This is a genomic window from Neptuniibacter sp. CAU 1671 (genome assembly GCF_029222905.1).
Classification (GTDB): Bacteria; Pseudomonadota; Gammaproteobacteria; order Pseudomonadales; family Balneatricaceae; genus Neptuniibacter.
Genome location: NZ_JARHUE010000009.1, coordinates 25,839 through 49,414, shown reverse-complemented (window position 1 = coordinate 49,414; position 23,576 = coordinate 25,839). Strand labels below are relative to the sequence as shown.

25 protein-coding genes and 1 pseudogene are annotated in these 23,576 nt (G+C 53.5%); 10 read left to right on the top strand and 16 right to left on the bottom strand.

What is annotated here, in order from left to right:
* Positions 1 to 25: 25 nt before the first annotated feature.
* Both P2G53_RS13305 and P2G53_RS13300 read left to right on the top strand, forming a co-directional pair.
* On the top strand, positions 26 to 208 hold the full coding sequence (locus P2G53_RS13305; RefSeq protein WP_275818044.1) for a hypothetical protein: 183 nt from the start codon (positions 26 to 28) through the stop codon (positions 206 to 208).
* A pseudogene (locus tag P2G53_RS13300) lies at positions 189 to 789 on the top strand (SIS domain-containing protein); the annotation flags it as partial. The gene P2G53_RS13305 and the pseudogene P2G53_RS13300, both read left to right, overlap by 20 nt.
* Positions 790 to 864: 75 nt before the next feature.
* On the opposite strand, the gene P2G53_RS13295 reads toward P2G53_RS13300, so the two are convergent.
* Positions 865 to 1,665 carry a class III extradiol ring-cleavage dioxygenase gene (locus tag P2G53_RS13295; protein WP_275818042.1) on the bottom strand — a complete coding sequence of 267 codons (801 nt, stop codon included), beginning with the start codon at positions 1,663 to 1,665 and terminating at the stop codon, positions 865 to 867.
* Between the two features lie 44 nt (positions 1,666 to 1,709).
* Positions 1,710 to 2,645 (bottom strand): GTP cyclohydrolase FolE2, encoded by a 936-nt coding sequence (folE2, locus tag P2G53_RS13290; RefSeq protein WP_275818040.1) that lies wholly within the window; start codon positions 2,643 to 2,645, stop codon positions 1,710 to 1,712.
* Between the two features lie 314 nt (positions 2,646 to 2,959).
* Here folE2 and P2G53_RS13285 point away from each other — a divergent pair, with 314 nt between their 5' ends.
* Positions 2,960 to 4,450 carry an FMN-binding glutamate synthase family protein gene (locus P2G53_RS13285; RefSeq protein WP_275818038.1) on the top strand — a complete coding sequence of 497 codons (1,491 nt, stop codon included), beginning with the start codon at positions 2,960 to 2,962 and terminating at the stop codon, positions 4,448 to 4,450.
* Positions 4,451 to 4,506: 56 nt separating this feature from the next.
* Here P2G53_RS13285 and P2G53_RS13280 read toward each other — a convergent pair whose 3' ends face one another.
* Positions 4,507 to 4,704 (bottom strand): hypothetical protein, encoded by a 198-nt coding sequence (locus P2G53_RS13280; protein WP_275818036.1) that lies wholly within the window; start codon positions 4,702 to 4,704, stop codon positions 4,507 to 4,509.
* Positions 4,705 to 4,901: 197 nt separating this feature from the next.
* Positions 4,902 to 5,798, bottom strand: a complete 897-nt coding sequence (locus P2G53_RS13275) for an SIS domain-containing protein (protein WP_275818034.1) — start codon at positions 5,796 to 5,798, stop codon at positions 4,902 to 4,904.
* Between the two features lie 175 nt (positions 5,799 to 5,973).
* Between P2G53_RS13275 and P2G53_RS13270 the strand changes: the two genes are divergently transcribed.
* Positions 5,974 to 7,011, top strand: coding sequence for a TRAP transporter substrate-binding protein (locus P2G53_RS13270; protein WP_275818071.1), 1,038 nt, complete (start codon positions 5,974 to 5,976; stop codon positions 7,009 to 7,011).
* Here the strand turns inward: P2G53_RS13270 and P2G53_RS13265 are convergent.
* Together P2G53_RS13265 and P2G53_RS13260 are read right to left on the bottom strand one after the other, a co-directional pair.
* Entirely contained in the window at positions 7,008 to 8,381 is a 1,374-nt protein-coding gene (locus P2G53_RS13265; RefSeq protein ID WP_275818032.1) for a TRAP transporter large permease subunit, read from the bottom strand. The genes P2G53_RS13270 and P2G53_RS13265 overlap by 4 nt on opposite strands.
* Positions 8,374 to 8,904 carry a TRAP transporter small permease subunit gene (locus tag P2G53_RS13260; protein ID WP_275818030.1) on the bottom strand — a complete coding sequence of 177 codons (531 nt, stop codon included), beginning with the start codon at positions 8,902 to 8,904 and terminating at the stop codon, positions 8,374 to 8,376. Before P2G53_RS13260 ends, P2G53_RS13265 begins: the two co-directional genes overlap by 8 nt.
* Before the next feature lie 140 nt (positions 8,905 to 9,044).
* On the opposite strand from P2G53_RS13260, the gene P2G53_RS13255 reads away from it, so the two are divergent.
* Genes P2G53_RS13255 through P2G53_RS13245 form a run of 3 tightly spaced genes read left to right on the top strand, consistent with a single transcriptional unit; the run spans position 9,045 to position 10,338 of the window.
* Positions 9,045 to 9,629, top strand: a complete 585-nt coding sequence (locus P2G53_RS13255; protein WP_275818028.1) for a DUF416 family protein — start codon at positions 9,045 to 9,047, stop codon at positions 9,627 to 9,629.
* Positions 9,630 to 9,634: 5 nt separating this feature from the next.
* Positions 9,635 to 9,895 carry a hypothetical protein gene (locus P2G53_RS13250; protein WP_275818026.1) on the top strand — a complete coding sequence of 87 codons (261 nt, stop codon included), beginning with the start codon at positions 9,635 to 9,637 and terminating at the stop codon, positions 9,893 to 9,895.
* An 8-nt stretch (positions 9,896 to 9,903) separates the two neighbouring features.
* On the top strand, positions 9,904 to 10,338 hold the full coding sequence (locus P2G53_RS13245) for a hypothetical protein (RefSeq protein WP_275818024.1): 435 nt from the start codon (positions 9,904 to 9,906) through the stop codon (positions 10,336 to 10,338).
* On the opposite strand, the gene P2G53_RS13240 is transcribed toward P2G53_RS13245, so the two are convergent.
* Positions 10,335 to 11,276 (bottom strand): NADP-dependent oxidoreductase, encoded by a 942-nt coding sequence (locus P2G53_RS13240; RefSeq protein WP_275818022.1) that lies wholly within the window; start codon positions 11,274 to 11,276, stop codon positions 10,335 to 10,337. The two genes, P2G53_RS13245 and P2G53_RS13240, sit on opposite strands and share 4 nt — an antisense overlap.
* Before the next feature lie 153 nt (positions 11,277 to 11,429).
* On the opposite strand from P2G53_RS13240, the gene P2G53_RS13235 reads away from it, so the two are divergent.
* Both P2G53_RS13235 and cysZ read left to right on the top strand, forming a co-directional pair.
* A complete protein-coding gene (locus P2G53_RS13235) occupies positions 11,430 to 11,660 on the top strand; it encodes a hypothetical protein (RefSeq protein WP_275818020.1) in 231 nt (76 codons plus the stop codon).
* Positions 11,661 to 11,666: 6 nt separating this feature from the next.
* Positions 11,667 to 12,437, top strand: coding sequence for a sulfate transporter CysZ (gene cysZ / locus P2G53_RS13230; protein ID WP_275818019.1), 771 nt, complete (start codon positions 11,667 to 11,669; stop codon positions 12,435 to 12,437).
* On the opposite strand, the gene phoR is transcribed toward cysZ, so the two are convergent.
* The 4 genes from phoR to P2G53_RS13210 form a co-directional block, all read right to left on the bottom strand.
* On the bottom strand, positions 12,434 to 13,753 hold the full coding sequence (phoR, locus tag P2G53_RS13225; protein WP_275818018.1) for a phosphate regulon sensor histidine kinase PhoR: 1,320 nt from the start codon (positions 13,751 to 13,753) through the stop codon (positions 12,434 to 12,436). The genes cysZ and phoR overlap by 4 nt on opposite strands.
* 19 nt (positions 13,754 to 13,772) lie before the next feature.
* The gene (phoB, locus tag P2G53_RS13220) at positions 13,773 to 14,468 is read right to left on the bottom strand and encodes a phosphate regulon transcriptional regulator PhoB (protein WP_275818016.1); all 696 of its coding nucleotides are present in this window, start codon (positions 14,466 to 14,468) and stop codon (positions 13,773 to 13,775) included.
* Between the two features lie 102 nt (positions 14,469 to 14,570).
* Positions 14,571 to 15,467, bottom strand: a complete 897-nt coding sequence (gene ubiA / locus P2G53_RS13215; RefSeq protein ID WP_275818014.1) for a 4-hydroxybenzoate octaprenyltransferase — start codon at positions 15,465 to 15,467, stop codon at positions 14,571 to 14,573.
* A gap of 21 nt (positions 15,468 to 15,488) precedes the next feature.
* Positions 15,489 to 16,037: a chorismate lyase gene (locus tag P2G53_RS13210; RefSeq protein ID WP_275818012.1), complete on the bottom strand. Its 549-nt coding sequence runs from the start codon at positions 16,035 to 16,037 to the stop codon at positions 15,489 to 15,491.
* Positions 16,038 to 16,128: 91 nt separating this feature from the next.
* Here P2G53_RS13210 and P2G53_RS13205 point away from each other — a divergent pair, with 91 nt between their 5' ends.
* Positions 16,129 to 16,716: a DUF1415 domain-containing protein gene (locus P2G53_RS13205; protein WP_275818010.1), complete on the top strand. Its 588-nt coding sequence runs from the start codon at positions 16,129 to 16,131 to the stop codon at positions 16,714 to 16,716.
* A gap of 45 nt (positions 16,717 to 16,761) precedes the next feature.
* On the opposite strand, the gene phoU is transcribed toward P2G53_RS13205, so the two are convergent.
* The 5 genes from phoU to P2G53_RS13180 form a co-directional block, all read right to left on the bottom strand.
* Positions 16,762 to 17,511 carry a phosphate signaling complex protein PhoU gene (gene phoU, locus P2G53_RS13200; protein WP_275818008.1) on the bottom strand — a complete coding sequence of 250 codons (750 nt, stop codon included), beginning with the start codon at positions 17,509 to 17,511 and terminating at the stop codon, positions 16,762 to 16,764.
* Positions 17,512 to 17,535: 24 nt separating this feature from the next.
* Positions 17,536 to 18,369 carry a phosphate ABC transporter ATP-binding protein PstB gene (pstB, locus tag P2G53_RS13195; RefSeq protein ID WP_275818069.1) on the bottom strand — a complete coding sequence of 278 codons (834 nt, stop codon included), beginning with the start codon at positions 18,367 to 18,369 and terminating at the stop codon, positions 17,536 to 17,538.
* Positions 18,370 to 18,401: 32 nt separating this feature from the next.
* On the bottom strand, positions 18,402 to 20,090 hold the full coding sequence (gene pstA / locus P2G53_RS13190) for a phosphate ABC transporter permease PstA (RefSeq protein ID WP_275818006.1): 1,689 nt from the start codon (positions 20,088 to 20,090) through the stop codon (positions 18,402 to 18,404).
* 25 nt (positions 20,091 to 20,115) lie between these two features.
* Positions 20,116 to 22,389: an ABC transporter permease subunit gene (locus P2G53_RS13185; RefSeq protein WP_275818004.1), complete on the bottom strand. Its 2,274-nt coding sequence runs from the start codon at positions 22,387 to 22,389 to the stop codon at positions 20,116 to 20,118.
* 129 nt (positions 22,390 to 22,518) lie between these two features.
* Positions 22,519 to 23,490 carry a phosphate ABC transporter substrate-binding protein PstS family protein gene (locus P2G53_RS13180; RefSeq protein ID WP_275818002.1) on the bottom strand — a complete coding sequence of 324 codons (972 nt, stop codon included), beginning with the start codon at positions 23,488 to 23,490 and terminating at the stop codon, positions 22,519 to 22,521.
* Positions 23,491 to 23,576 lie beyond the last annotated feature (86 nt).

Below are 23,576 nucleotides of genomic sequence, written 5' to 3'. Positions count from 1 at the left end.
TACAACAGGTCTCTTATGCAACACGATGGTTCGTCGTTCACCATCCATGGCACCCCGACCTCGCCGGGGTTGGCACAGGGTTATTACCCGCGACTACCATAATCTGCTTGGGCTGATCGATACGCTAGTGGACATTAACCACAGCCAAGTCGAACAGGAACTGGCCCGTCTTGATCTCGTAATGGCGAGCACTTCTGGTGATCTGTAACGTAGCGGGCAGCTTTCTGGTGCGTGAAACGGTGACCAATGCAGGGCCTGAAATCGGCGAGGTTTCCACCAAGGCTTTTACCCCCCCCAACTGTTAGCCCTGCACTGGATGAGTCGATTCAGATCCTGGCGCAGGCCTTTACTGAAAAACAACATACTTTGTTTCTGGGTCGCGGCACGTTGTATCCAGTCGCAATGGAAGGTGCGTTGAAGCTCAAAGAGATCTCCTGCATTCATGCCGAGGCCTACCCCGCCGGTGAACTGAAGCATGGGCCGCTTGCGCTGGTCGATAAAGAGATGCCGGTGGTCACGGTCGCACCGGAAAACGAGATGCTGGATAAACTGAAGTCGAATCTGCAGGAAGTACGGGCACGGGGTGGTGAGCTGTTTGTCTTTGCCGGCTCTGCGCAACTCAGGGCGGAAGAGGGCGTACATTTTGTGGCGATGCCGACTTGCAGTGAACTGCTGCAACCTGTGCTTTATACCATCCCGTTACAACTGCTTTCCTACCATGTGGCCGTGTTGAAAGGGACGGATGTGGATCAGCCACGTAATCTGGCCAAGTCGGTAACGGTTGAGTAAGTGTTTCCAAAAACGTTATGCACAAAAAGCGGCCCTAAGGCCGCTTTTTTATGTTGTAAACTCGGCGAATTCGAACTATTTCCAGATATAACAACTGGCGGCTTTGCCCAGTACATGCATGCGTAAAACAGTATCTGCGGCTGTCTGGCTGGCGCCGTAACAGACATGCAGAGGTAGAAGATGCTCTTCACGGGGGTGACTGTAGCGGGCGTGGGGTGCCTGTTCCCAGTTGAGTAGACGCTGTTCACGCTCGGCTTCGGTCAGCTCGGCATTACTGAGGGTATCAATCAACCACCCTTCAAACGCTTCATTTTTCTGTTTTGCAGTTTCACTGCCCGCACTGAAAAACTCAGGCAGATTATGGAACGTGAAACCGGAACCCAAAATCATGACATTCTGCTCGCGCAGTGATCGAATGGCCTGACCCAGTGCAATATGCTGCTGAGGGTCGAGGTTTTTCAGCAATGAAAGCTGCAGGCAGGGAATATCGGCGTCCGGATACAGCATCAGCAGCGGTACAAACAGGCCGTGGTCTAAGCCACGCTGATCATCGGCCAGGTATTCAATGTTATGCGCCTGCAGGCACTGTGTCAGCTGATCAGCCAGTGCTGGCGCACCTGGCGCAGGGTATTTGATCCGGTAGGACTCAGGTGGGAAACCATAATAGTCATAGATCAGCTCAGGATTGGCGCTACGCGTGACAGAGGCTACTGGCGCTTCCCAGTGAGCACTGACCACCACAATCGCATCCGGTTTAGGCAGCATTTCGCGTAGTGTTTTGAAACAGGTCACCATCTCTTGATGACCTGGATCATTCAGCAGTGGCAATGGGCCTCCTCCATGGGACACAAATACCACTGGGCTAAGCTGAGACATGAAAGACACTCCAGTCAATGACCCAGCGAATGGTGCGGGTCAGGTTAGCAGTGATCTGCTGCGTTATAACCACCGCTGATGCCTTTAGTGGCAATTGCTACAGCATCATGGGCATGCAGGCTTTCGAGGTGATCCACGCGCAGCCAGAAGTCGGTGTATTCACCATGGCCCGACAGTGCCTGCTTCAGGCGGCGTGCTGCATCTTCACAGAACATCAGGTTATGTCCGTTCAGGCGCGCAAACTCCTGCTCATCGGCCCGTTTCACAGCAGTCTGCACGGGTGTTTTCAGGGCGTCTTCTATCTGATCAATCAGGGCGGTCAGCGGCAATGTGTTCAGGGTTTTATCGAGCTTGACCCATGCTTTAGCCAGACTGCGCTGACTATGCGGTGTAGCATAGGAACCTTTCTCAGACAGCAGCCATTTCTCCACCTCTTCACGGCTCAGCTCTGCCTTGCTGGCAAAGTCATTGCTGAATGCCTGTTGTAGCATCTGGCGGGCCAGTGCCGCGGAGCAGGGGCAGGTTGAGGAATAAGGTACTTCGGTACCCAGTTCCAGAGTCACTTCACCGTCAATCAGGGTGGCTTTAAGCGTTGATGGATAACTTTTCCAGCCGGTGTTGTCGCTTTTCAGGGCGCGACGTTTCAGCAGGAAATCAAAATCAAAATTCAGACAAACCTGAGTGCTGATATCGTGGTGACTGTCCAGCAGGTGAGACAAAAACTCCGTCAGACTGCTGACCGAAAGCGTCTGGCTCTCGAAGAAACTGGAGAGCGCCAGATACAGCCGCGACATGTGAATGCCTTTGACTTTGGGATTGATCAGGTTGACGTAAGTGTTTACCCGGGCCTGAATGTGACATTCACCCTGAGTACCATCTGCAATCTGCAATGGAACGGTGATGCCATTCATGCCAACCCAGTCCAGTACGCCATGTACTTCCGGATTTTGATGGCTGGTTACATCAGGCAGGTTTGTCATAAACACGATCTTCCAAATAGTGACGTCAGGCTAATACTGTTAAAGGTGCTTCTGGCCTGAACAGTATGTAGAAACAGAAGCGGGTAAATATGCTTTTTTAAGCAGCGGCGTACCATACCCTTAGATGCCTATTTTGGCAAATTTATGCGCATAAAACCTATACTTTAGCGCAGTTTTAACAGGTTTTTATTCAGACTTAAGGCCTAGATTTGTTAGGGTTTTTCAGAGATGATCCCTGACCAAATCATTATTTACGCCAGCCGATAAAGACCCTACAAAGCTAATTATCAGTTTCCTGATTCGGAGCGGTACCCATGAGTGATCCTTTGACCAGTTTTGCCATCAATTTTATTGCGGTGGTTGGCATTATTCTTCTCCTGCTGATGGTAACCGTTGCTTTGACAGCGCTGGTGCTCTATCAGGTCGACAAACACCAAACCAGACATACTATCCGACGCAACTATCCTTTGATTGGCCGATTCCGGTATTTGTTTGAACATATTGGTGAATTTTTTCGGCAGTATTTTTTTGCCATGGACCGGGAAGAGATGCCTTTCAACCGGGCAGAGCGGGCCTGGGTGTATCGCTCGTCGAAGAATATCGACAGTACTATCGCGTTTGGTTCTACCCGTGATCTGCGTATACCCGGAACCTATTACTTTCTGAATACTCCGTTTCCAACATTGACTGAAGACGCGGTGCAGACCCAGCCGATGCGCATAGGCCCGACCTGTCAGCACCCCTACGATGCGCCTTCACTGTTTAATATCTCCGGCATGAGTTATGGCGCACTGTCACGTCCGGCGGTGGAAGCGCTGTCGCAGGGGGCAAAAAAGGCAGGCTGCTGGATGAATACCGGTGAAGGCGGTCTGTCGCCGTATCACATCGAGGCTGGCTGTGATCTGGTCTATCAGATCGGTACTGCCAAATATGGTGTACGGGATGAACAGGGACGTCTGAGTGATCAGAAACTCTTGGAAAAAGCCGCAATCCCGCAGGTGAGAATGTTTGAAATCAAACTGAGCCAGGGGGCTAAACCCGGCAAAGGTGGCATCCTGCCAGCGGAAAAGGTCAATGCAGAAATTGCTGCGATACGAGGCATTCCTGCTGGCGAAGCCAGTTTGAGTCCGAATCGGCATCCGGACATCGCCAACATCAATGACTTGTTGAATATGGTGGAACGGATTCGGCGGGTAACGGGTAAACCCTGTGGTTTCAAGCTGGTATTGGGGGAAACCCAGTGGCTGGATGAGTTCTTTCAGGCGGTGCTGGAACGGGGCCAGGACTCGGCACCCGATTTTATTACCCTGGACAGCAGTGATGGGGGTACCGGTGCGGCACCGATGCCGCTGATGGACAGCGTGGGTTTGCCTTTAAAAGAGAGCTTGCCATTGCTGGTGAATAAACTGCATGAATACGGTCTCAGAGACCGGATTCGTGTGATCGCTTCAGGCAAACTGATCAACCCCACCAATGTGGCTGCAGCCCTCTGTATGGGCGCGGACTTTATTGTATCGGCCCGTGGGTTTATGTTCGCGTTGGGTTGCATTCAGGCGTTGCAGTGTAATAAAAACACCTGCCCAACCGGGGTGACGACCCATAACCCGGTACTACAACGAGGCCTGGTGCCGGAGGTGAAGGCAGAGCGGGTAGCGTTTTACCATCAGCATCTGGTACATGAGGTTGAGATGATTGCGCACTCGTGTGGCGTCAATGAGCCAAGGCGTTTACAGCGTCGCCATGCTGCGATTGTGGTGGAGGGGAGCCGGTCGATCCCGTTGAACGTGCTTTATCCTGACCCCTGAGGGTTCTGCAGGCGTAAGACGTAAAAAAGCCCGCTGTGGCGAGCGGGCCTTTTTATTTAGTCTTCAAGCCAGGGCTCAACGATCGTTGCACGAAGCGCCTTCTCTTCCATGCGTTGTTCGATGGCTCTGCGTGCCTGTAATGCTCGGCGTGATGCCAGTTTTTTACGTGATAGTTTTTCGTTTTCTTCGAAGCCCAGAAGCACATCAACGACTTCTATCTGTGGCTGTTTCAAGTCCTGTGTTTTCCGCAACATACGCTGACTCCTGATCAGATGAAACGGTCAGAAACCTCGTAGCATCGTCCTGAAAGGCGTTGCCTCGAGAACTCCCTTCACTCCACACACCTCTGTTTTTATAACAGAAATATGACGATTTCAAACGCTTTTAACGCGTCGATATTCTATTCAGGGATTTTTGCAGCTGTATGACAGATTCGTCATGCTGGTGGGTTTTAAACGTCTCTGTCCAGATCATCGGCACGGCGGAAGGGCGGTCGTTTATCATTCTGTCGGAGGGAGCGCAGGCTGCGTTTGATGGTTTTGAGGTGGTCAATCACCCCGGGACCCATTTTGATAGCCACACCTACGGCCAATACATCAATGACGACTAACTGCAGTACGCGGGATGACATCAGCGTACTAAGGTCTTTGTCTTCTTCGAGATCGATATGAATATCGATATCTGCCAGTTCAGCCAGGGGGGTGTTGCTTGGGCAGAGTGCGATCACGGTGGCACCCGTTTCGCGGACCAGGCTCACGGTGTGAAGCAGGTCTTTGGTGCGACCGGTTTGTGAAATGGCAACGACCACATCGGCCTTGCTCAGAGACACTGCCGAGATTGTCTGCATGTGCGGGTCGGAGTATGACGCCGCGTTAACTTTCAGGCGGTGAAACTTGTGCTCAGCATCAGTACACACGGGAGCGGATGCGCCAAAGCCATAAAACTCAACCCGCTTGGCACCGGCGAGGGCGTTGATGGCAGCCTCCAGCGTCGAGGTATCCAGCTGTTCCTTGATGCTCATGAGGTTGCCGATCATGGCGTCAAAGATTTTCTGCTTGAACTCAAACACCGTATCGCGAGTGTTGAGAGAGAACTGCTCGAAACTGGTGTTGCTGGCCAGGCCCTGAGCCAGGGTCAGTTTAAAATCCTGAAACCCGTCATAGTTCAGCGCACGGCAAAAACGGACCACAGTGGGTTCACTGACCTGTGCTTCAGTGGCCAGATCCACAATGCGCATATGGATCACATCGTTGGGGTGTGCCAGCACAAAGTCCGCAACCTTCTGTTCGGATTTACGCAGCAGGTGGCGGGCCTCGGTGATCGACTTCAGCAGGTTAACACTGTTCAAGGGGCATCCTCTTTGACGCTTGCCCGCTGAGTATACCAAGCTTCATCCAAGCGGGTATATCTTTAGCGGCGTTTGCCGAGTTTCTCGATGGCATGGTATTTTTCAGGCATTCACTCTACAGGAGGCAAAGCCGGTGAAGCGTCGTCAATTTATTTCTACAGCGAGTATAGCGACTCTGGCGGGCGTAACGGGAGTCAGCTCCCGGGCGCTGGCAAGTCCGGAATACCGCTGGAAAATGGTCACCACCTGGCCCAAGAATTTTCCCGGTTTAGGTACCGGCGCTAATTATCTCGCCACACTGATCAATGAAATGAGCGGTGGCCGGATTCAGGTCAAGGTCTATGGTGCCAAAGAACTTGTCGGTGCTTTGGAGGTGTTTGATGCTGTTTCACGTGGAACAGCGGAAATGGGGCATGGTGCTGCTTACTACTGGAAGGGCAAGAGCAGGGCAGCGCAGTTTTTCTCGGCGGTACCCTTTGGCCTTACTGCGCAGGAGATGAATGCCTGGCTCTATCATGGTGAAGGCATGACCTTGTGGGAGGAAGTGTACGAGCCATTTGGGCTGGTGCCGGGTGCCGCGGGTAATACCGGGGTACAGATGGCCGGCTGGTTTAACCGGGAAATTAACAGTGTGGCGGACCTGCAAGGCCTCAAGATGCGCATTCCCGGTTTGGGTGGCGAAGTCCTGAAACGTGCCGGTGGAGTGCCGGTGCTTCTACCGGGCGGTGAAATCTTCTCCTCGCTGCAATCCGGCGCGATTGACGCCACCGAGTGGGTGGGCCCATACAATGATCTGGCGTTTGGTCTGCATAAAGCGGCGAAATATTATTACTACCCAGGTTGGCATGAACCGGGCACAACGCTGGAATGTTTTATTAACAAGAAAGCGTTGGAATCCTTGCCGAATGACCTGCAGTACATCGTCCGGATGGCTTTACGGGTGGCGAATCAGGATATGCTGGCTGACCTGACCGCGAAGAACCATCGGGCACTGGAACAACTGGTCAATGTGCATAAGGTTCAGGTGAAACGCCTGCCAGATGATGTACTGGGCCGGTTGCGGACACTGTCCGATGAGGTCGTAGCAGAAGAGGCTGCGCAGGATCCGCTGACCAAAAAGGTGTTTGACTCCTATCTGAATTTCCGGGACCAGGTGGTGCCGTGGCACCGTATTTCGGAGCAGGCCTATATGAATGCCCGGTCACCCGGTTAACCAAAGACCTGCTCTGGTAGCCATGTGGCCAGTGCAGGCCAGAATCCCAGCAAAATCAGTATGCCCAACTGAATAAAGATAAAGGGGATCACCCCTTTGTAGATGGCGGGTGTACTGACGCTGCCGGGTGTCACACCGCGCAGGTAAAACAGTGCAAAACCAAAGGGTGGGGTCAGGAATGATGTCTGCAGGTTCAGCGCAATCATGATGCCCAGCCAGACTGGATCAAGCCCCATACCTAGCAGAATAGGCGCAACAATCGGCAGCACCACAAAGGTGATCTCGATAAAGTCGAGAAAGAAACCCAGCAGAAAAATCACCAGCATGACGACGATCACTGCGCTGAGCGTGCCACCCGGCAGTGCTTCCAGCCAGCCTCGGATCAGCTCATCACCGCCCAGTCCTCTGAATACCAGAGAAAAAACCGACGCCCCGATCAGAATTAAAAACACCATGCTGCTGATCAGGGTGGTTTCCCGCATGGTCTGTTTCAGCACCTCGAGATTGAGGGTTCGTTTGCCAGCGGCCAGCAGTAATGCCCCGGTTGCGCCAACGGCTGCGGCCTCAGTGGGTGTGGCATAACCCGCCAGTATTGATCCCAGAACCAGTACAATCAGGGTGATGGGTGGCAGTAAAACCCCAAGCCATTCAGTCACCGACAGATCGGAATCATCCTTATCTGAGTGGCTAGGCAGTGAATTGGGGCGCAGCCAGGCAACTGTAATCAGATAGATAATATAAGCTGCGACCAGCAGTATGCCGGGAATAAGGGCACCCAGGAACAGGTCACCTACGGTGACGGTTTCCGGGCTGAAAATACCCTGCTCAAGTTGCGATTGCTGATAAGCGCTGGAGATCACATCACCTAGCAATATCAGAACAATTGAAGGTGGAATGATCTGACCCAAAGTGCCGGAGGCGCAGATGGTGCCGCAGGCAATGTCGGGCGCATATCCTCGTTTCAGCATGCTCGGTAGCGACAGCAAACCCATGGTCACCACCGTGGCACCGACAATCCCGGTACTGGCAGCCAGCAATGCGCCTACCAGCGTAACCGCCACGCCCAGACCGCCGGGTAGGTTGCCAAAGAGTCGCCCCATGGCCAGCAGCAGTGCCTCGGCAATGCGGGTTTTTTCCAGCATAACCCCCATAAATACAAACAGCGGCACTGCGATCAGAACCGGGTTCAGCATGATGTCGAATACCCGGTTGGGAATCGCTTGTAAAAACACCGGGTCAAACAGGGTCAGGGCATCACCAATGGCGGCAAACAATAACCCGCAGGCTGCCAGTGTAAATGCAACGGGATATCCCAGCAGCAGCGCCAGAAACGTAAAAACAAACATCAGCAGAGGCAGCCACTCAAGCATCTGACTCTCCTTGATCTTTGGCGGTCAGGACCAGCAGATTTCGCCCGAGCTCAGCGATTCCCTGTAGCAGCAAAAGCAGGGGCAGCAACAGCAAAGCGCTTTTTAGCAGGTACAGGTAGGGTAAGCCTCCGGTTTGTTGGGAGCTTTCCTTGATGGTCCAAGCGGCAGCGACGTAATCCCAACTGAAATAGAGCAGGGCGATGCAGAAAGGAAACAGCATCAACAGGGTACCGAACAGGTTAATGCGAGCCTGGCAGCGTGCCGATGCCGGACGAAAAAAGATATCCACCCGAACATGTTTGTCATGTTTCAGGGTGTAAGCTGCGCCCAGCATAAAAACCAGGCTGTGCAGGTAAGTGGCTGACTCCTGCAGCGCGATATTGCCGCTGGCAAACAGGTATCTGAGTAAAACAACAGCCACACTGACACCGACCAGTGCCAGCGTTAGCCATGCCAGGGTGCGGCCAATGGTTTCATTGACGGCATCCAGATATTTAACGGTGTTTGAGATCAGGCAGCGCATCTGAAAAAGCTCGAACCTACTGATTTACATGCGATTATAACGATAACCCGAGCGGAAAGCTGTGTCGGGCATGAGATAAAGTCTGCATTGATCGTTAAAACCGGTACAATATGCAGATCAACAGCAGACGGTAAAGACCGATGACGGATCAGGCACTTAGCGACTTGCAGGATTGGCAGTTAGTGGCGCTCGCCACCGCGATGACAGAACGCATGTACCCAAATTTTGCGCTTTTTTCGCGCTTGCTTGAGTTTGGGGAGCCTGACCGGGTCCGTCGTGTGCTTGATGGCCTCTGGGACACGCTGTCCGGCAGTGGTGCAAAAATGAATTTTGAGGTGCAACTGGGGCATATTGAAAATAATATTCCCAGCCTTGAAGAGTTTGATATGTATGGTGCCATCCCCGCGCGCGATGCGATCATTGCGCTCTGCGGTACCCTCAACATTGCGATCCAGCCTGACCCGTCTGAGGTGGATGACCTGATTCATCTGTCACGTGAAACAGTGGCGGGTTTTATCGAACTGAATGCGGATGACCAGTTGTCAGATGAAGAACTGGTGCGTTTGATCAATACCCATGATCTGATGTTGCAGGAAGATGATTTCCTGGCAGACTGCCTGGATATCCTGGTCTCTAAACAGCCCAAAGCCGCCGTGATTGATGAACTGAAACAGCTGGCCAGTAATGATGGCTACAGCAATATCGGCATCTCTGATAACGAGTAACGACCGTGTTGAGATTTGGCGTGTTATTACTGGCCGTACCGGCGCTGATCATCATCGGTTTTTATTTCGCTGAGCTGAATGATGTTCAGGCGTGTCTTGATACAGGCGGTTCCTGGAACTACCAGCAGGGAGTCTGCGATCAGCAGGCCTCCCATCCATTTATTCCTTTTCTTGTGCGGTATCCACTGCTGGTGAATGGCGGCATGTTGCTGAGTTGTGTTGGCCTGATCCTGTGTATCGTGGGTTTGTACCGACCTAAACAGTAGGGCTGGTTATGTGGCGTAAATTTCTGTTTCTTTTGGTGGGTATGCTGGTCGCGGGAATTGCGCTGCTTTGGTTCAGCAAGAGCACCTGGTTACCGCAGTGGAATGCTGAGCTGGCTGATCAGGCGCAGACCTTTAAAGAGGAAGGTCAGCAGTTAGGTCGGCAACATGATCAGGCGTTCTGCCTGGCTGAATCTCTGGCCCGATTTAACACCTGTTCGGGTTTTGCCTGCACCGTCAATCACGGCATCTTGCTGAAAGCCTGTTTACAGGAAGCGGCACCAAGTGATGGCTTTTGTGAAGGTGTGCCCGCGTTTCAGGAAAAACCCAGCGAAGATGATAAAAGCTGGGCCAGAGACTACTGCTGGCAGCGCGACATTCGTGGGGATGGCTGTAAATTGCTAATGCGCCAGCAGCAGTATTTCTGTTCTGCAACAAATAATTAGTCAATAGTAAGCACTAACTTTCCCTTGGTGCGCCCAGTCTGGCTGGATTCAAATGCCTGGGCGACCTGCTCCAGCGGATAGGTACCCGCGATGCTCAGGCGTAGTTTTTTGTCCGCATACAGGCCCGCCAGTTGGTCGAGCTGACGGCTATTGGGCTCGACCCTGATCGGCTGAACGTTCACCTTGAGTTTTTCCCCGGCGGCAATGACTTCATCTTTGGTGACGGTGGGCAGTGTGATTAACGTGCCTCTGGGTTTCACACACTTGAGTGCGTCTATGCCGGTTGTACCACCGACTCCGTCCAGTACCAGATCCACATTGTTTACATGCCGGGCAATGCTGTCCTGTTGATAGTCGACCACAATGTCGGCTCCCAGGCTCTTCACAAAGTCATGATTCTGAGCCGAAGCGGTTGCAATGACCCGGGCGCCAATCCATTTTCCTAGTTGCACTGCCAGGTGGCCGACACCACCCGCACCTGCCAGCACCAGCAGTTGCTGATCGGGTTTGAGCTGCCCTTTGCTGAACAGTGCCTGCCAGGCTGTGAGACCCGCCAAACCAAGCCCCGAAGCTTCAGTTACCGGTAACTCCTGCGGACGGTGACTGATCTGACTGACCGGGGCTGCTACATACTCTGCAAAACAGCCTGCGCGATGGGGGAAGTTGATAAAACCAAACACCTCATCACCTGCGCTGAATTCAGTGACATCGTCGGCAACGGCTTCAACGGTGCCGGCAAATTCCCAGCCCGGAATAAAGGGCAGGTCGCCAATAAAGGGAGCGGCACCGCCGCCAGAGCAGGTTTTCCAGTCAATGGGATTAATCCCTGCTGCGCGATTACGTACCAGTACTTCTCCGGGCTTCAGCTCCGGCTTGGGCAGTTCGGTAAGCTTGAGTTGCTCGGCTGAACCAAACTGCTGAATCTGTATAGCTTTCATAAAAGGTCCGTATTGGTTTAGCTGATTGTGCAGCTGTATGAATCGATTTTTGGTAGGCTAACCGCTGCTGCACACAGCAGTCTCCTAACTCAATGACCGGTGCGCAGTAAAATCAGTTCCCAACTCCTATGACAATGACAAAAGGCGAGTGACATGTACATCTATTTGGCGATCGCGGAACAACTGTTGTTCTGGTTTGGTCTACTGATCTTTCTGGTATCACTGGCTATGTACGCCGGCCGTACCCGTGATTTTAAATCTCTGATTTACTTCTGGCGACCGACCATGGAACTGACGATGAGGGAGTTTAATCTGAACCGCATCGGTCTGGTTATGATGGTGATCGCTGTGGTGATCAGAATAGCCAATTTCCTGTTGAACTGAGGGACTATGCGAGGCAATCCGATAACCGGCGCCGGATATCTGGTAAAGGGACTGAAAATGTTGCCTGATCCGGAGATCAGGCCTTTTGTAATTGTGCCACTGTTGATCAATGTGGTGCTGTTTATTGCCGCCTTCTGGGTGTTATTCAGTCAGATGGGGGGCTGGATTGATGGTCTGCTGAGTTATCTGCCAGACTGGGCCAGTTTCCTGCATTGGTTTCTATGGCCACTGTTTGCACTGATGGTGTTGCTGGTGGCCTATTACAGTTTCTCGATTGTGGCCAATCTGATTGCGGCACCCTTTAATGGTTTCCTGTCTGAAAAAGTCGAAAAAAGGCTGCGGGGCGAGCTGGTGGTGGATGAAGGCTGGAAGGCGTTGCTGGCTATGGTCCCGCGTTCGATTCAGCGCGAGCTGGCCAAGCTGGTTTATTACCTGCCCCGGGTGTTATTCCTGTTGATCCTCTCTTTTGTCCCCGTGATCAATGTGATCTCGCCGCTGCTGTGGCTCTGGTTTGGGGCCTGGATGATGGCGATTCAGTACTGTGATTATCCCATGGATAACAACAAGGTGAGTTTTGGCCAGATGAAACTGCTGCTGAAACAGGAGCGCCTGACGGCAATCGGTTTTGGTGGGTTAATTCAGGCTTGTATGCTGGTGCCGCTGCTCAATCTGCTGATTATGCCTGCAGCTGTAGTGGGTGCCACCCTGTATTGGGTTGAGGCGCATGCTGGTGAGGAGCGTCCGCTGCCAACACAGGGGCGGCTGAACCGGGCTTAACCGATATCCCTGATGTTTGGGTCGGCGGTATGGCTCAGCATCTCGGTGGGGAAGTGGCAGCTAAATGTGCTGCCCTGACCCAGACGGCTTTTTATGGTCAACTGGGCGCCGTGTCTAACCAGCACGTGTTTGACAATCGCCAGCCCCAGACCGGTACCGCCACTAGCGGACGAACGGCTCTCATCCACACGATAAAAACGCTCTGTCAGACGGGGCAGGTGGATGGATTCGATGCCGGGTCCGTTATCAGTGACGGCAAAGTGGCCTCCCTGCGCATCGACCCACCAGCGGATAGTAATACTGCCCCCTGTCTGGGTGTAGCGTACGGCGTTAAAAACCAGATTGGAGAAGGCGCTGTGCAGCTCCACTTCCTGACCGCAGAGGTCAAACTGCTCGTCCATCTCCAGTGTCAGTGTTTGGTTTTTGTCACGCCCCAGTTCTTTGGCTGCATCCACAATCTGACGCAGAATCGCATGCAGCTGAATCGGTTGATCCGATGTTGCGGCCTGACTGGCTTCCAGACGTGACAGCAACAGCAGATCTGATACCAGATTTTCCATGCGACGTGCCTGCTGCTGCATGGCTTGCAGACCGCGCTGCATACCCGGTGGCACCTCATTATCAAGGAAGGTTTCCAGATAGCCCCGAATCACTGTCAGCGGTGTGCGAAGCTCGTGTGAGGCATTGGCAACAAAGTCCTGCCGGGTCTGTTCCAGACGCACCAGCCGGCTTACATCACGTGCCACCAGCAGTCGGTCGCTGTCACCAAATCGGGTGATCTGATACTGGATGCTCAGTTCGGATTTAACCGGAGACGGCAGCGTAATCGGGTCGTTATACTGACCCCGGTTGTAGTAGCGAATAAAACGCGGATCACGTAACAGGTTCATTACCGGTTTACCGCGATCGGTGATCGGATTCAGGCCAAGCAGGCGGTTTGCCGTATCGTTCCACCACTCCATGCTGTTGTGCTGGTCGATAATGATAATGGCATCCGGCAGGGCGGATGAGGACTCCTGAAACCGGTTAACGATGCCGCGCAAACGGTTTTCGCGGTTGTGCTGGCGACGTTGCATACGGGACAGGCCGTCAAACAGCTCGCCCCAACGGCCATGACTTTCAGGCAGTTCTGCCTGATCATCATTTTCATAAACCCACGCACTCAGCTGGCGAAAGCGGCGCAGTTCCAACACTGACCAGACCAGCAGTGAGCCGCCAAAGACCCATCCGGGAATGCCGACCAGAAAGCCCACAGACAATGAGACAACGCTGATAATAATCAGACGGAGATAGAGGTTTTGATTGGCTGTGGCCATAGATCAATAGGAGTCCCGGTCAGGCGACACTGGCAGAAAAACGGTAACCGGTGCCGCGTACGGTTTGTACCAGGTAATCATGGCGATCACCCAGTGCTTTGCGTAAGCGGCGAATATGCACGTCAACGGTCCGTTCTTCAACATAAACGTTTCCACCCCAGACCATATCCAGCAGTTGGCTGCGGGAATAAGCCCGATCCTGATGCGTCATGAAGAACTGTAGCAGACGAAATTCGGTTGGGCCGAGTTCCACATGTTTGCCTTCAGCCGTGACCCGGTGGGAAACCGGATCCAGTGTGAGCTGGTCAACAGAGACCGGTTCTTCAATGCCTTTGGGGGTCGTGCGGCGCAGAACGGCTTTAAGCCGGGCGACAAGCTCACGGGGTGAAAATGGTTTGGTGATGTAGTCATCCACGCCCACTTCCAGGCCCTTAATTTTATTGTCCTCATCCGCTTTTGCCGTCAGCATAATGATCGGCACATCCGCGGTGGTTTCCTCTTTACGCAGACGGCGGGCAAATTCGATACCGGTGGTGCCGGGCATCATCCAGTCGAGCAATACCATATCGGGTTTGTCATCCACGATCATGGCATGTGCGGTGTTGGCGTTATCGGCTTCCAGACACTGATAGCCGGCCATCTCCAGAGCAACGGCTATCATTTCCCGGATGGGTGCCTCGTCATCAACGATCAGTACACGTTTCGCAGGTGACATGTTCAGTTCCCTTGGTTACTGTTTTTACGAAACACTATTACAAGACAATAGTGTTACATAAATATGACATGCCCGCCCTTAGGAAAAGGTCGTTTTACCGGCTCAGGTGGTTTCCAGCAGGTAGTGCATCAGCACCCCGATAAAGATGGCCAAACCGGCATAATGGTTGTTCAGGAAGGCTTTGAAACAGTTCTCCCGACCCCGGTGCTGAATCAGCCGCTGCTGATAGGTAAACAGCCCGGCAGCCGTTATCAGTCCGGCATAAAAGATAAAGGACATTTCACGCTGAACGCCGAGCAGAATCAGACTCAGCAGAGTGGTGATCTGTAACAGGCCAATGGCAAGTTTGTCTGCTTCACCAAACAGGATGGCGGTGGATTTAACGCCAATCTTTAAGTCATCATCCCGGTCCACCATGGCGTACATGGTGTCGTAAGCGACGGTCCAGAGCAGGGTCGCGATGTAGATCAGCCAGGCATAGGCCGGTACGGTATGGCTGACAGCTGCAAAGGCCATCGGAATTGACCAGGCAAAGGCTGCACCCAGTACCACCTGCGGCAGATAGGTGTAGCGTTTCATAAAGGGATAGCAGGACGCCAGCAGTAAACCGCCCACGGAGAGGATAATGGTTTCCCGGTTGGTGAACAGCACCAGGCCGAAGGCCAGTAGCATTAATACTGCAAACAGTGTCAGCGCTTCTTTGGGGGTAACGCGACCGGTGGGCAGCGGCCGGTTGGCGGTGCGCTTAACGTAACCATCAATTTTACGGTCGGCGTAGTCGTTGATGACGCAGCCAGCGGCCCGGGTGAGTACGACACCCAGCGTAAAGATCACCAATAACTTGAAGCTGGGAATGCCATCTGATGCAATCCAGAGCGCCCAGTAGGTGGGCCAGAGTAACAGGTAGGTGCCAATCGGCTTGTCCAGTCGGGTCAGCAGACGGTAACTGTCGAGTTTATCTTTCCAGAATGACGATGGAGCGGGCATCTGCGCAGACATGGGCAGCCTAGAGTGGTTTCGTTATGGTTGTGGGCCTAAGTGTACCTGTTGCAGCGGGCTCAGGAAAACCTCACACACCAGCAATGGTTTTTCCTGCAGAAAAAAAACTGAGCGACGCGCCCACAGTGGATTGTCTTTGGGGCCAAGTCTGCTGATTTGTAAGGGTCCTCGGCGCATACCGGGGGTGCGGAACAGCAAACTGCCCAGCGATCGGTTGCCAAGGTGGCGCAAACGACGCTGAGCACCGGTCAGGGTCGTTGCAGGGATCAGGGAGCGCGCGTATACCCAGGGTTCACCTTTACCCAGCAGGTGCACCTCACGAATCAGTGCCATCTGGCGGGTTCGCATGCCTAATGCCTGTGCTTCAGAACGGCTGGGCAACCCCCATTGTTGACGGATTACCCTGACGGCAAACTGTCCCTGGCTGAGTTGAATCAGGCGTTGGGTCAGTGAACCATTGTCGGTGAGCCAACTGTGCCACTGATAGGGCGCACGTAACCGATGGCCACGGCGAAGCGAGGTCCAGCGGGTATCAAAACCCATTTGATCAAGCAGGGTTGCAGTTGCCAAGAAATGCTCCTTTGCAGCAAGGGCGCCATCTTATCAAAAAGCGCTGCGCTGGACAGTAGGCAAGGGGCAGTGACTGACTTACACTACGCCGATGTCTACCGATACCCAACATTTATCCCCAGACGCCGCGCTGGAGCTGACCCGGCAGTGGGTCGATAAAATCGTTATTGGCCTGAATCTCTGTCCCTTCGCAGCCCCCGATCAGCGGGCAGGACGGGTCCGTTATGCCCTGTCAGAGGCGACTTCAGAGGAGCAGGCAGTTGCCGATTTTCTCAGTGAGCTGGAGACGATTCAGCAAGCGGATGAAACCGTTGTGGCCACAACGCTGCTGGTATTTACCCATACGGCGCAGGATTTTCACCGTTACCTGGACTTGCTGGATCAATGCCAGTTTGCGCTGGAGCGAGCCGGGCTTGAGGGGGTGTTTCAGCTGGCCAGTTTTCACCCCGAATACTGTTTTGCCGGTGTCGATCCCGACCATATCAGCCACTGGACCAACCGCTCGCCACTGCCGATGATCCATATTATCCGGGAGGGGCAGATGAGCCGCATACTGGCCCGCTTTAAAGATGCGCACCAGATTCCTGAGCGCAATATTGCCCGGCTGGAGCAGATGGGCAGAGAGGGGTTGCTGGGTCAATGGCCAGAACTGGCCAGTTACTGGCCCAAGTCCGATTAGACAAAAAAACCACGCCTTAGCGTGGTTTTTTCGTTTCAGAGGGACTCAGGCGTCCTCTTCATCATCCTCAGCTTCCGCATTCTGTACGGCCGCCTGTTTCAGGGTTTTCAGGCTGGTGTGACGTACGTCAGTACCGCTGACCATGTAGATCAGCTGCTGAGCCATACTGCGGGCATGATCACCCATGCGTTCCAGACTACGCAGTACCCAGATAACGTTCATGACGCTGGAGATGGAGCGGGGGTCTTCCATCATAAAGGTCATCAGAGAGCGCATCGCTGAGCGGTATTCCTGATCCACCGACTTGTCCATTTTGGCTACTGTGTAGGCCAGTTCGGTGTCGTTACGGGCGAAGGCGGTGAGTACGTTTTTCACCATCTCACGCACCAGGTTACCGATATGACGTATCTCCTGATAACCACGAGGGGACTGGCCCGCTTCGTTCAGTTCAATCGCATGGCGGCAGATACGGCTGGCTTCATCACCCATGCGCTCCAGGCTGGTTACGGCCTTGGATACAGAGATAATCAGACGCAGGTCGCTGGCGGCGGGCTGGCGACGGGCGATGGTGGTGGCGATCTGTTCGTCGATCAGCTTCTCCATCTCGTTGGTCTGGGTATCCGCCTTGCGGGATTGCTCTGCCAGATTGGTGTTACCGGTCAGCAGTGCTTCAACAGCATCGTTCACCTGACTTTCAACAATACCGCCCATGGTCAGTAACAGGGTGCGGATCTGCTCCAGCTCGTCATTGAACTGCTGGGAAATATGGCTTGAATAGTCGCCTTTGAATTCCACGATAAGTCTCCTTTAAACCCTGAATTAACCGTAACGGCCGGTAATGTAGTCTTCAGTCTGTTTTTTGTTGGGGTTGGTGAACAGAGAATCAGTGTCCCCAAACTCAATCAGGTCGCCCATGTACATGAAAGCGGTATAGTCGGACACACGGGCCGCCTGCTGCATGTTGTGGGTCACGATCACGATGGTGAAGTCTTTTTTCAGTTCGTGAATCAGCTCTTCGATCTTCAGTGTCGAGATCGGGTCAAGTGCGGATGCCGGTTCGTCCAGCAGCAGTACTTCTGGTTTCACGGCGATGGTGCGCGCAATAACCAAACGCTGCTGCTGACCACCGGACATGCCCAGTGCACTCTCGTGCAGGCGGTCTTTCACCTCATCCCACAGGGCAGATGAGCGCAGCGCCCACTCTACGGTTTCATCCAGTACCCGTTTTTTGTTAATGCCCTGAATACGCAGGCCATAGGCCACGTTTTCATAGATTGATTTCGGGAATGGGTTTGGCTTCTGGAACACCATGCCTACACGGCGGCGCAGGTCGGCAATATCGACATTGCGGTCATAGATGTTATCGCCTTCCAGCAAGATCTGGCCGGTGATGTTACAGCCGTCCACCAGGTCGTTCATGCGGTTAAAGCAACGCAGCAGGGTGGATTTACCGCAGCCGGATGGCCCGATAAATGCCGTTACACGGTGCTTTGGAATCAGCATGTCGATGCCGTGCAGGGCTTCTTTAGTGCCATAGCTCAGGCGCAGGTCTTTGACTTCCAGTGCCATGGTTTCGTCAGCAAGATTGAGCGTACGCTGGTCACGTTGCATGGACGCAATATCGATGGCGTGGGTTTTAGCTTCACCGGTCATGGTAGATACCTTCATTGTTCGGTCCGACTCCGTTACATTTCAAGCGCTTTGTATTTTTCACGCAGGTGGTTTCGGATTGCGATGGCTGAAAGGTTCAGCAGGGCAATCACCGCCACCAGCAGCAGCGCAGTTGCGTAAACCAGCGGCCGGGCCGCCTCAACATTGGGGCTCTGGAAACCCACATCATAGATGTGGAAGCCCAGATGCATAAATTTCTGATCCAGATGCAGGAAAGGATAGTTGGTATCCAGCGGCAGGCTCGGTGCCAGCTTAACCACACCCACCAGCATCAGCGGTGCCACTTCACCCGCGGCACGGGCAATCGCCAGGATTACACCGGTCATAATGGCCGGGCTAGCCATCGGGATGACCACCTTCATCAGGGTTTCAAACTTGGTGGCGCCCAGCGCCAGAGAACCTTCACGAATAGCACGTGGAATTCGGGTCAGGCCTTCTTCGGTTGCCACAATCACCACTGGCAGGGTGAGCAGAGCCAGGGTAATTGAGGCCCACATCAGGCCCGGTGTACCAAAGGTAGGCGCCGGTTTGGCTTCCGCGAAAAAGGCATCATCAATATGGCCGCCCAGGAAGTAAACAAAGAAGCCCAGACCAAACACGCCATACACAATGGAAGGCACGCCCGCGAGGTTGTTCACCGCGATACGAATAATACGGGTGACAAAACCCTGTTTGGCATATTCACGCAGGTATACAGCCGCAATCACACCAAATGGCGTCACGATCACGGACATGATGATGACCATCAGCACCGTACCAAAAATGGCTGGGAAGATACCGCCTTCAGTGTTGGCCTCACGTGGCTCGTCACTGACAAACTCCCATAGCTTGGCAGCGTAGTGAACCAGCTTGTTGCCAAGATGCATTTTATTTGGCAAAAAGGCACGGACCACAGAGGCAATGCGGAACTCAACCACTTTGCCACTGGCAATTTCTGCGACCACGGTGTCACGGTTGAATGCGTTGTAGAGCTCCAGCAGCTCGGTTTGCAGCTGCTGATAGTCCGCATCCAGAGCCTGACGGCGGTCTGTAATTTCCTGCATCCGTGCCGGATCAGTAATGCCTTTGAGCTCCATGGCGCGCTCGCGCAGTCGCAGTCGCTCCAATTCATAGTTGATCGCGCCGATATCACCTTTTTCGATCGCCTTGATCTGATCGTAAATGGTCAGCGCACGATCAATACGCTGCTGGAACTGATCCCACAGCGCCATGTATTCAGGTGTGACTTCATAGCCATCATGCTGCGCTACCAGCTCACCATTTTCTTTCAGGCCCCGCAGGTAACCGTAGAAGTTACCCCATTCACGGCGCTCTGCAGCAAACAGCATCTCGGGCTGGGTTTGATTAGACAGGTGATCGTCCAGAACCCAGATAAAGTCGGTACCGCCATGGTCACGGTTACCAATTTTTATCAGGGTACGAGGCATCTCGAAGACACCTTCAGGTACGGTCACACCGCTGTCCCGCAGCTGTTCTGCTGAGATCAGTTCAGTCTGAACCCGTTCGCCCACCAGCCGGGTGGTGTTGTCATTCTGGGTGTAATCGGCCTGATAGATATCCGCAGGCCAGAAATGCCCAAGACCTCGCACTGCAATCAGCGACAGCAGACCCACCACCATGATCAGTGAGATGGCGACGGCCCCTGCGTTCAGCCAGACCCAGGGTGCGCCGGATTTGGTCCATTCAGAAAAAGAGTAACGCATTTATCCAATCCTCAGTCACACAGGGTTACAGCGAGCCATATTTCTTACGCAGGCGCTGGCGCACCGCTTCGGCAATCGTGTTCACAAAGAAAGTGAACAGGAACAGCACAAAGGCGGCCAGGAACAGAATCCGGAAGTGAGTACTGCCGACCTCGGACTCCGGCATCTCAACAGCGATGTTTGCTGCCAGCGTGCGCATGCCTTCGAAAATGTTGGCATCCATGATGGGCGTATTACCGGTCGCCATCAGTACAATCATGGTCTCACCCACCGCACGACCCATACCGATCATCACGGCTGAGAAAATACCCGGGCTGGCGGTTGGCATCACAACACGAGTCAGGGTCTGCCATGGGGTTGCCCCCAGTGCCAGCGAGCCGTAGGAGAGGTGCTTGGGCACGGCGAAGATCGCATCTTCGGTAATGGAGAAGATGGTTGGAATGACGGCAAAGCCCATTGCCAGGCCCACTACCAGTGCATTTCGCTGATCGTAAGGAATGCCCAGCTCATTGGTGACCCAGTAGCGCATCTCTGTACCAAAGAACAGGTGCTCCAGTGTGGGAGCAATCCAGAAACTGAACATTGTCGCAATGATAACTACCGGCACCAGCAGCGCAGCGTCCCAGCCCTCGGGGATCATGTAACGCAGCGCTTTTGGTGCGTTCGCCCAGGCAAACGCAAATCCGATAATGGCTGCCGGCACTACCAGCAGGGTGATAAAGATCCCCGCCAGATTGATCTCAATAAAAGGAGCCAGCCACAGGCCTGCCAGGAAGCCCAGAATAACGGTCGGCAGAGCCTCCATCAGTTCGATAAATGGTTTTACCTTGCGGCGCATGGCCGGAACCATGAAATAAGCGGTGTAGATCGCACCACAAATCGCCAGCGGGGTGGCCAGCAACATGGCGTAAAATGCGGCTTTCAGGGTACCGAAAGCCAGTGGCATCAGGCTGTACTTGGGTTCGAAGTCGTTATTCGAGGCAGAGGACTGCCAGATAAACTCAGGCTCTTCGTAGCCTTCATACCAGACCTTTTCCCACAACGCGCTCCAGGAAACTTCCGGGTGTTCGTTATGCATTTTCCACAGAGAAATTTTGCCACCCTGCTCCAGCAGCAGAGCATCAGAGCGGGGCGAGAGGGCAGCGTGTTCCACGCCTGCCTGCAGAATCTGCTCGGACAGTGAGGTACGAGACGCGGTGGTATTGTAGAAATCGATGTAACCGTTCTGGTTCAGCGTCACAAAACCCTTACGGCGATGCTCAAGCGCAAGCGCAGTAATGCCATTTGTGTGTTCGTTAAAGCTGCGGATTTTGGTCAGCTGCCAGGCGTTGCTTTCATCGCGTACCAGAAACCATTGCGAAACAGTGCCCTGATTGTCAGCCACCAGCAGGGAGTTGCCACCCAGCAGCAGTTTGAACTCAGCGATATCACCTTTGCTGGCTTCCAGCACCTGATTGACCAGAGCGCCTTTGCTACCTAACAGCTCGACCACCGCCAACTTGTTTTTGGGGCCGGCGACCATCAGCCAGTGACGATCGGGAGTGAGCTGCAGGCGTGTAGCTGAAATGCCAATACTGGGCAGAATGCTGGTGGTGACTTCGGTTTCGACTTCTTCAGTAATGATGTTTTCTGTCAATGACAGCTGGGCGCTGTAAAGCTGCTCACGCGTGCCGCCGATCAATGTCCAGTTTTCCTCAGTGCCATTCAGGGCCAGGACGTCCAATGGGCCCTCACTGACGGCGATGGGTGCTTCGCCGAGTGGGTATTCAATCCGGGGTGTAATCACCCGAACCCCGTTGGGGTAGGTTGAGGTATAAGCATGTTTATACACCAGCGCCTGACCGTTGCTCAGACCCAGCGCAAAAATACCGCTGCTGTCAGAGGCGAGTGCGAAGCTGGTGATGGTGGTGTCTTCAGGCAGTTCAGCGTCGACTTCGTCGCGAATTTTGCCGGTGCGGGTGTCAAAGAATACCAACTGACCCTGATCGGTCACCCGCAGACCCAGTTTGGTCTGTTCTTCCAGAGTCAGGTACAGAGTTTTGCCCTCGCCGGGCAACGCATAGGCTTCCACCTGAGTATCCTGCTCCTGCCAGGGTTCGATACTGGCAGACTGGAACAGGGGGAGCACTTCGTACAGCAGATAGAAGAAGATCAGCAGGATCGCAACGATCACACTGATACCGCCAATCGCGATGCCGCCAGAGGCGACTTTATCCTTGAGGGCGCGAATACTGCGGTGGCGCCGGGCACTGCTTGAGTTGAAGTTCAACTCAGGCGAAGCAATTTTGTCTGTACTCATAACGCGGAAGTCCGAAAGGGCTGGCCAAGTTTGGGCGGTAGAATATTACGTCTTTGTTACAGCAATATTACACCAGACAGAGACAAAACAAGGGGAGCCGAAGCTCCCCTTGTTAGATGCGAGGTAATATTACAGACCCAGCTCTTTCATCTGCTTTTCAACGACAGCGGCTGGCAGTGGGATGTAACCATCTTTTACAACCACTTCCTGACCCACTTTAGACATCACCATTTTCAGGAATTCTGTTTCCAGCGGAGACAGAGGCTGACCTGGCTTCTTGTTCACGTATACGTACAGTGAACGCGCCAGAGGGTAAGTGCCGTTCAGGGCGTTTTCAGGGGACGCTTCAACAAAAGGCGTGCCTTCTTTCTTGGTCAGCGGCAGGGCGCGTACAGATGCGGTTTTGTAACCGATACCAGAGTAACCCAGCGCATTCAGAGAAGTAGACACAGACTGTACTACAGAAGCAGAACCAGGCTGTTCGTTAACGTTGTTCTTGAAGTCGCCTTTACACAGTGCTTTGCTTTTGAAGTAACCGTAAGTGCCGGATACAGAGTTACGGCCGAACAGCTGAATTGATTTGTCAGCCAGCGCGCCGGATACACCTACCTGACCCCAGGTGGTTACGTCTTCAGCAGCGCCACACTTACGGGTAGAGGAGAAAATGGCGTCAACCTGAGCGATGGTCAGACCTTCGATCGGGTTGTCTTTGTGTGCGAATACAGCCAGGGCGTCGATTGCTACAGCAACAGCAGTTGGCTTATAACCGAATTTTTTCTCGAACGCTTCGATCTCTTTGTCTTTCATCTTACGGGACATAGGACCGATGTTAGAGGTGCCTTCAGTCAGTGCTGGTGGCGCAGTAGAAGAACCGGCAGCCTGAATCTGAACGTTAACGTTAGGGTAGTTACGCTTGAACTCTTCAGCCCACAGGGTCATCAGGTTAGCTAGGGTGTCTGAACCGACGCTGGACAGGTTACCGGAAACGCCAGATGCTTTCTGGTAAACAGGCAGGTTTGGATCCAGCTGATCAGAGGCCTGAGCAGAGACGCATGCAGCAGTCAGTGCTACAGCGGCAAAAATCTTCTTCATTGGTTTCATGTCGAACTCCAGGTTGACCGTTAATAACTAGGATGGGCGCAACTATACGGAGCCTAGATGACAATAATATGACAGCAAAAACCAAT

Bases quoted from the DNA above. Each gene is read 5' to 3' on its own strand.
- P2G53_RS13305 (WP_275818044.1), top strand. From the start codon at position 26: ATGGTTCGTCGTTCACCATCCATGGCACCCCGACCTCGCCGGGGTTGG.
- P2G53_RS13295 (WP_275818042.1), bottom strand. From the start codon at position 1,665: ATGTCTCAGCTTAGCCCAGTGGTATTTGTGTCCCATGGAGGAGGCCCA.
- folE2 (WP_275818040.1), bottom strand. From the start codon at position 2,645: ATGACAAACCTGCCTGATGTAACCAGCCATCAAAATCCGGAAGTACAT.
- P2G53_RS13285 (WP_275818038.1), top strand. From the start codon at position 2,960: ATGAGTGATCCTTTGACCAGTTTTGCCATCAATTTTATTGCGGTGGTT.
- P2G53_RS13280 (WP_275818036.1), bottom strand. From the start codon at position 4,704: ATGTTGCGGAAAACACAGGACTTGAAACAGCCACAGATAGAAGTCGTT.
- P2G53_RS13265 (WP_275818032.1), bottom strand. From the start codon at position 8,381: ATGCTTGAGTGGCTGCCTCTGCTGATGTTTGTTTTTACGTTTCTGGCG.
- P2G53_RS13260 (WP_275818030.1), bottom strand. From the start codon at position 8,904: ATGCGCTGCCTGATCTCAAACACCGTTAAATATCTGGATGCCGTCAAT.
- P2G53_RS13255 (WP_275818028.1), top strand. From the start codon at position 9,045: ATGACGGATCAGGCACTTAGCGACTTGCAGGATTGGCAGTTAGTGGCG.
- P2G53_RS13245 (WP_275818024.1), top strand. From the start codon at position 9,904: ATGTGGCGTAAATTTCTGTTTCTTTTGGTGGGTATGCTGGTCGCGGGA.
- P2G53_RS13240 (WP_275818022.1), bottom strand. From the start codon at position 11,276: ATGAAAGCTATACAGATTCAGCAGTTTGGTTCAGCCGAGCAACTCAAG.
- P2G53_RS13235 (WP_275818020.1), top strand. From the start codon at position 11,430: ATGTACATCTATTTGGCGATCGCGGAACAACTGTTGTTCTGGTTTGGT.
- cysZ (WP_275818019.1), top strand. From the start codon at position 11,667: ATGCGAGGCAATCCGATAACCGGCGCCGGATATCTGGTAAAGGGACTG.
- phoR (WP_275818018.1), bottom strand. From the start codon at position 13,753: ATGGCCACAGCCAATCAAAACCTCTATCTCCGTCTGATTATTATCAGC.
- phoB (WP_275818016.1), bottom strand. From the start codon at position 14,468: ATGTCACCTGCGAAACGTGTACTGATCGTTGATGACGAGGCACCCATC.
- ubiA (WP_275818014.1), bottom strand. From the start codon at position 15,467: ATGTCTGCGCAGATGCCCGCTCCATCGTCATTCTGGAAAGATAAACTC.
- P2G53_RS13205 (WP_275818010.1), top strand. From the start codon at position 16,129: ATGTCTACCGATACCCAACATTTATCCCCAGACGCCGCGCTGGAGCTG.
- pstB (WP_275818069.1), bottom strand. From the start codon at position 18,369: ATGACCGGTGAAGCTAAAACCCACGCCATCGATATTGCGTCCATGCAA.
- pstA (WP_275818006.1), bottom strand. From the start codon at position 20,090: ATGCGTTACTCTTTTTCTGAATGGACCAAATCCGGCGCACCCTGGGTC.
- P2G53_RS13185 (WP_275818004.1), bottom strand. From the start codon at position 22,389: ATGAGTACAGACAAAATTGCTTCGCCTGAGTTGAACTTCAACTCAAGC.
- P2G53_RS13180 (WP_275818002.1), bottom strand. From the start codon at position 23,490: ATGAAACCAATGAAGAAGATTTTTGCCGCTGTAGCACTGACTGCTGCA.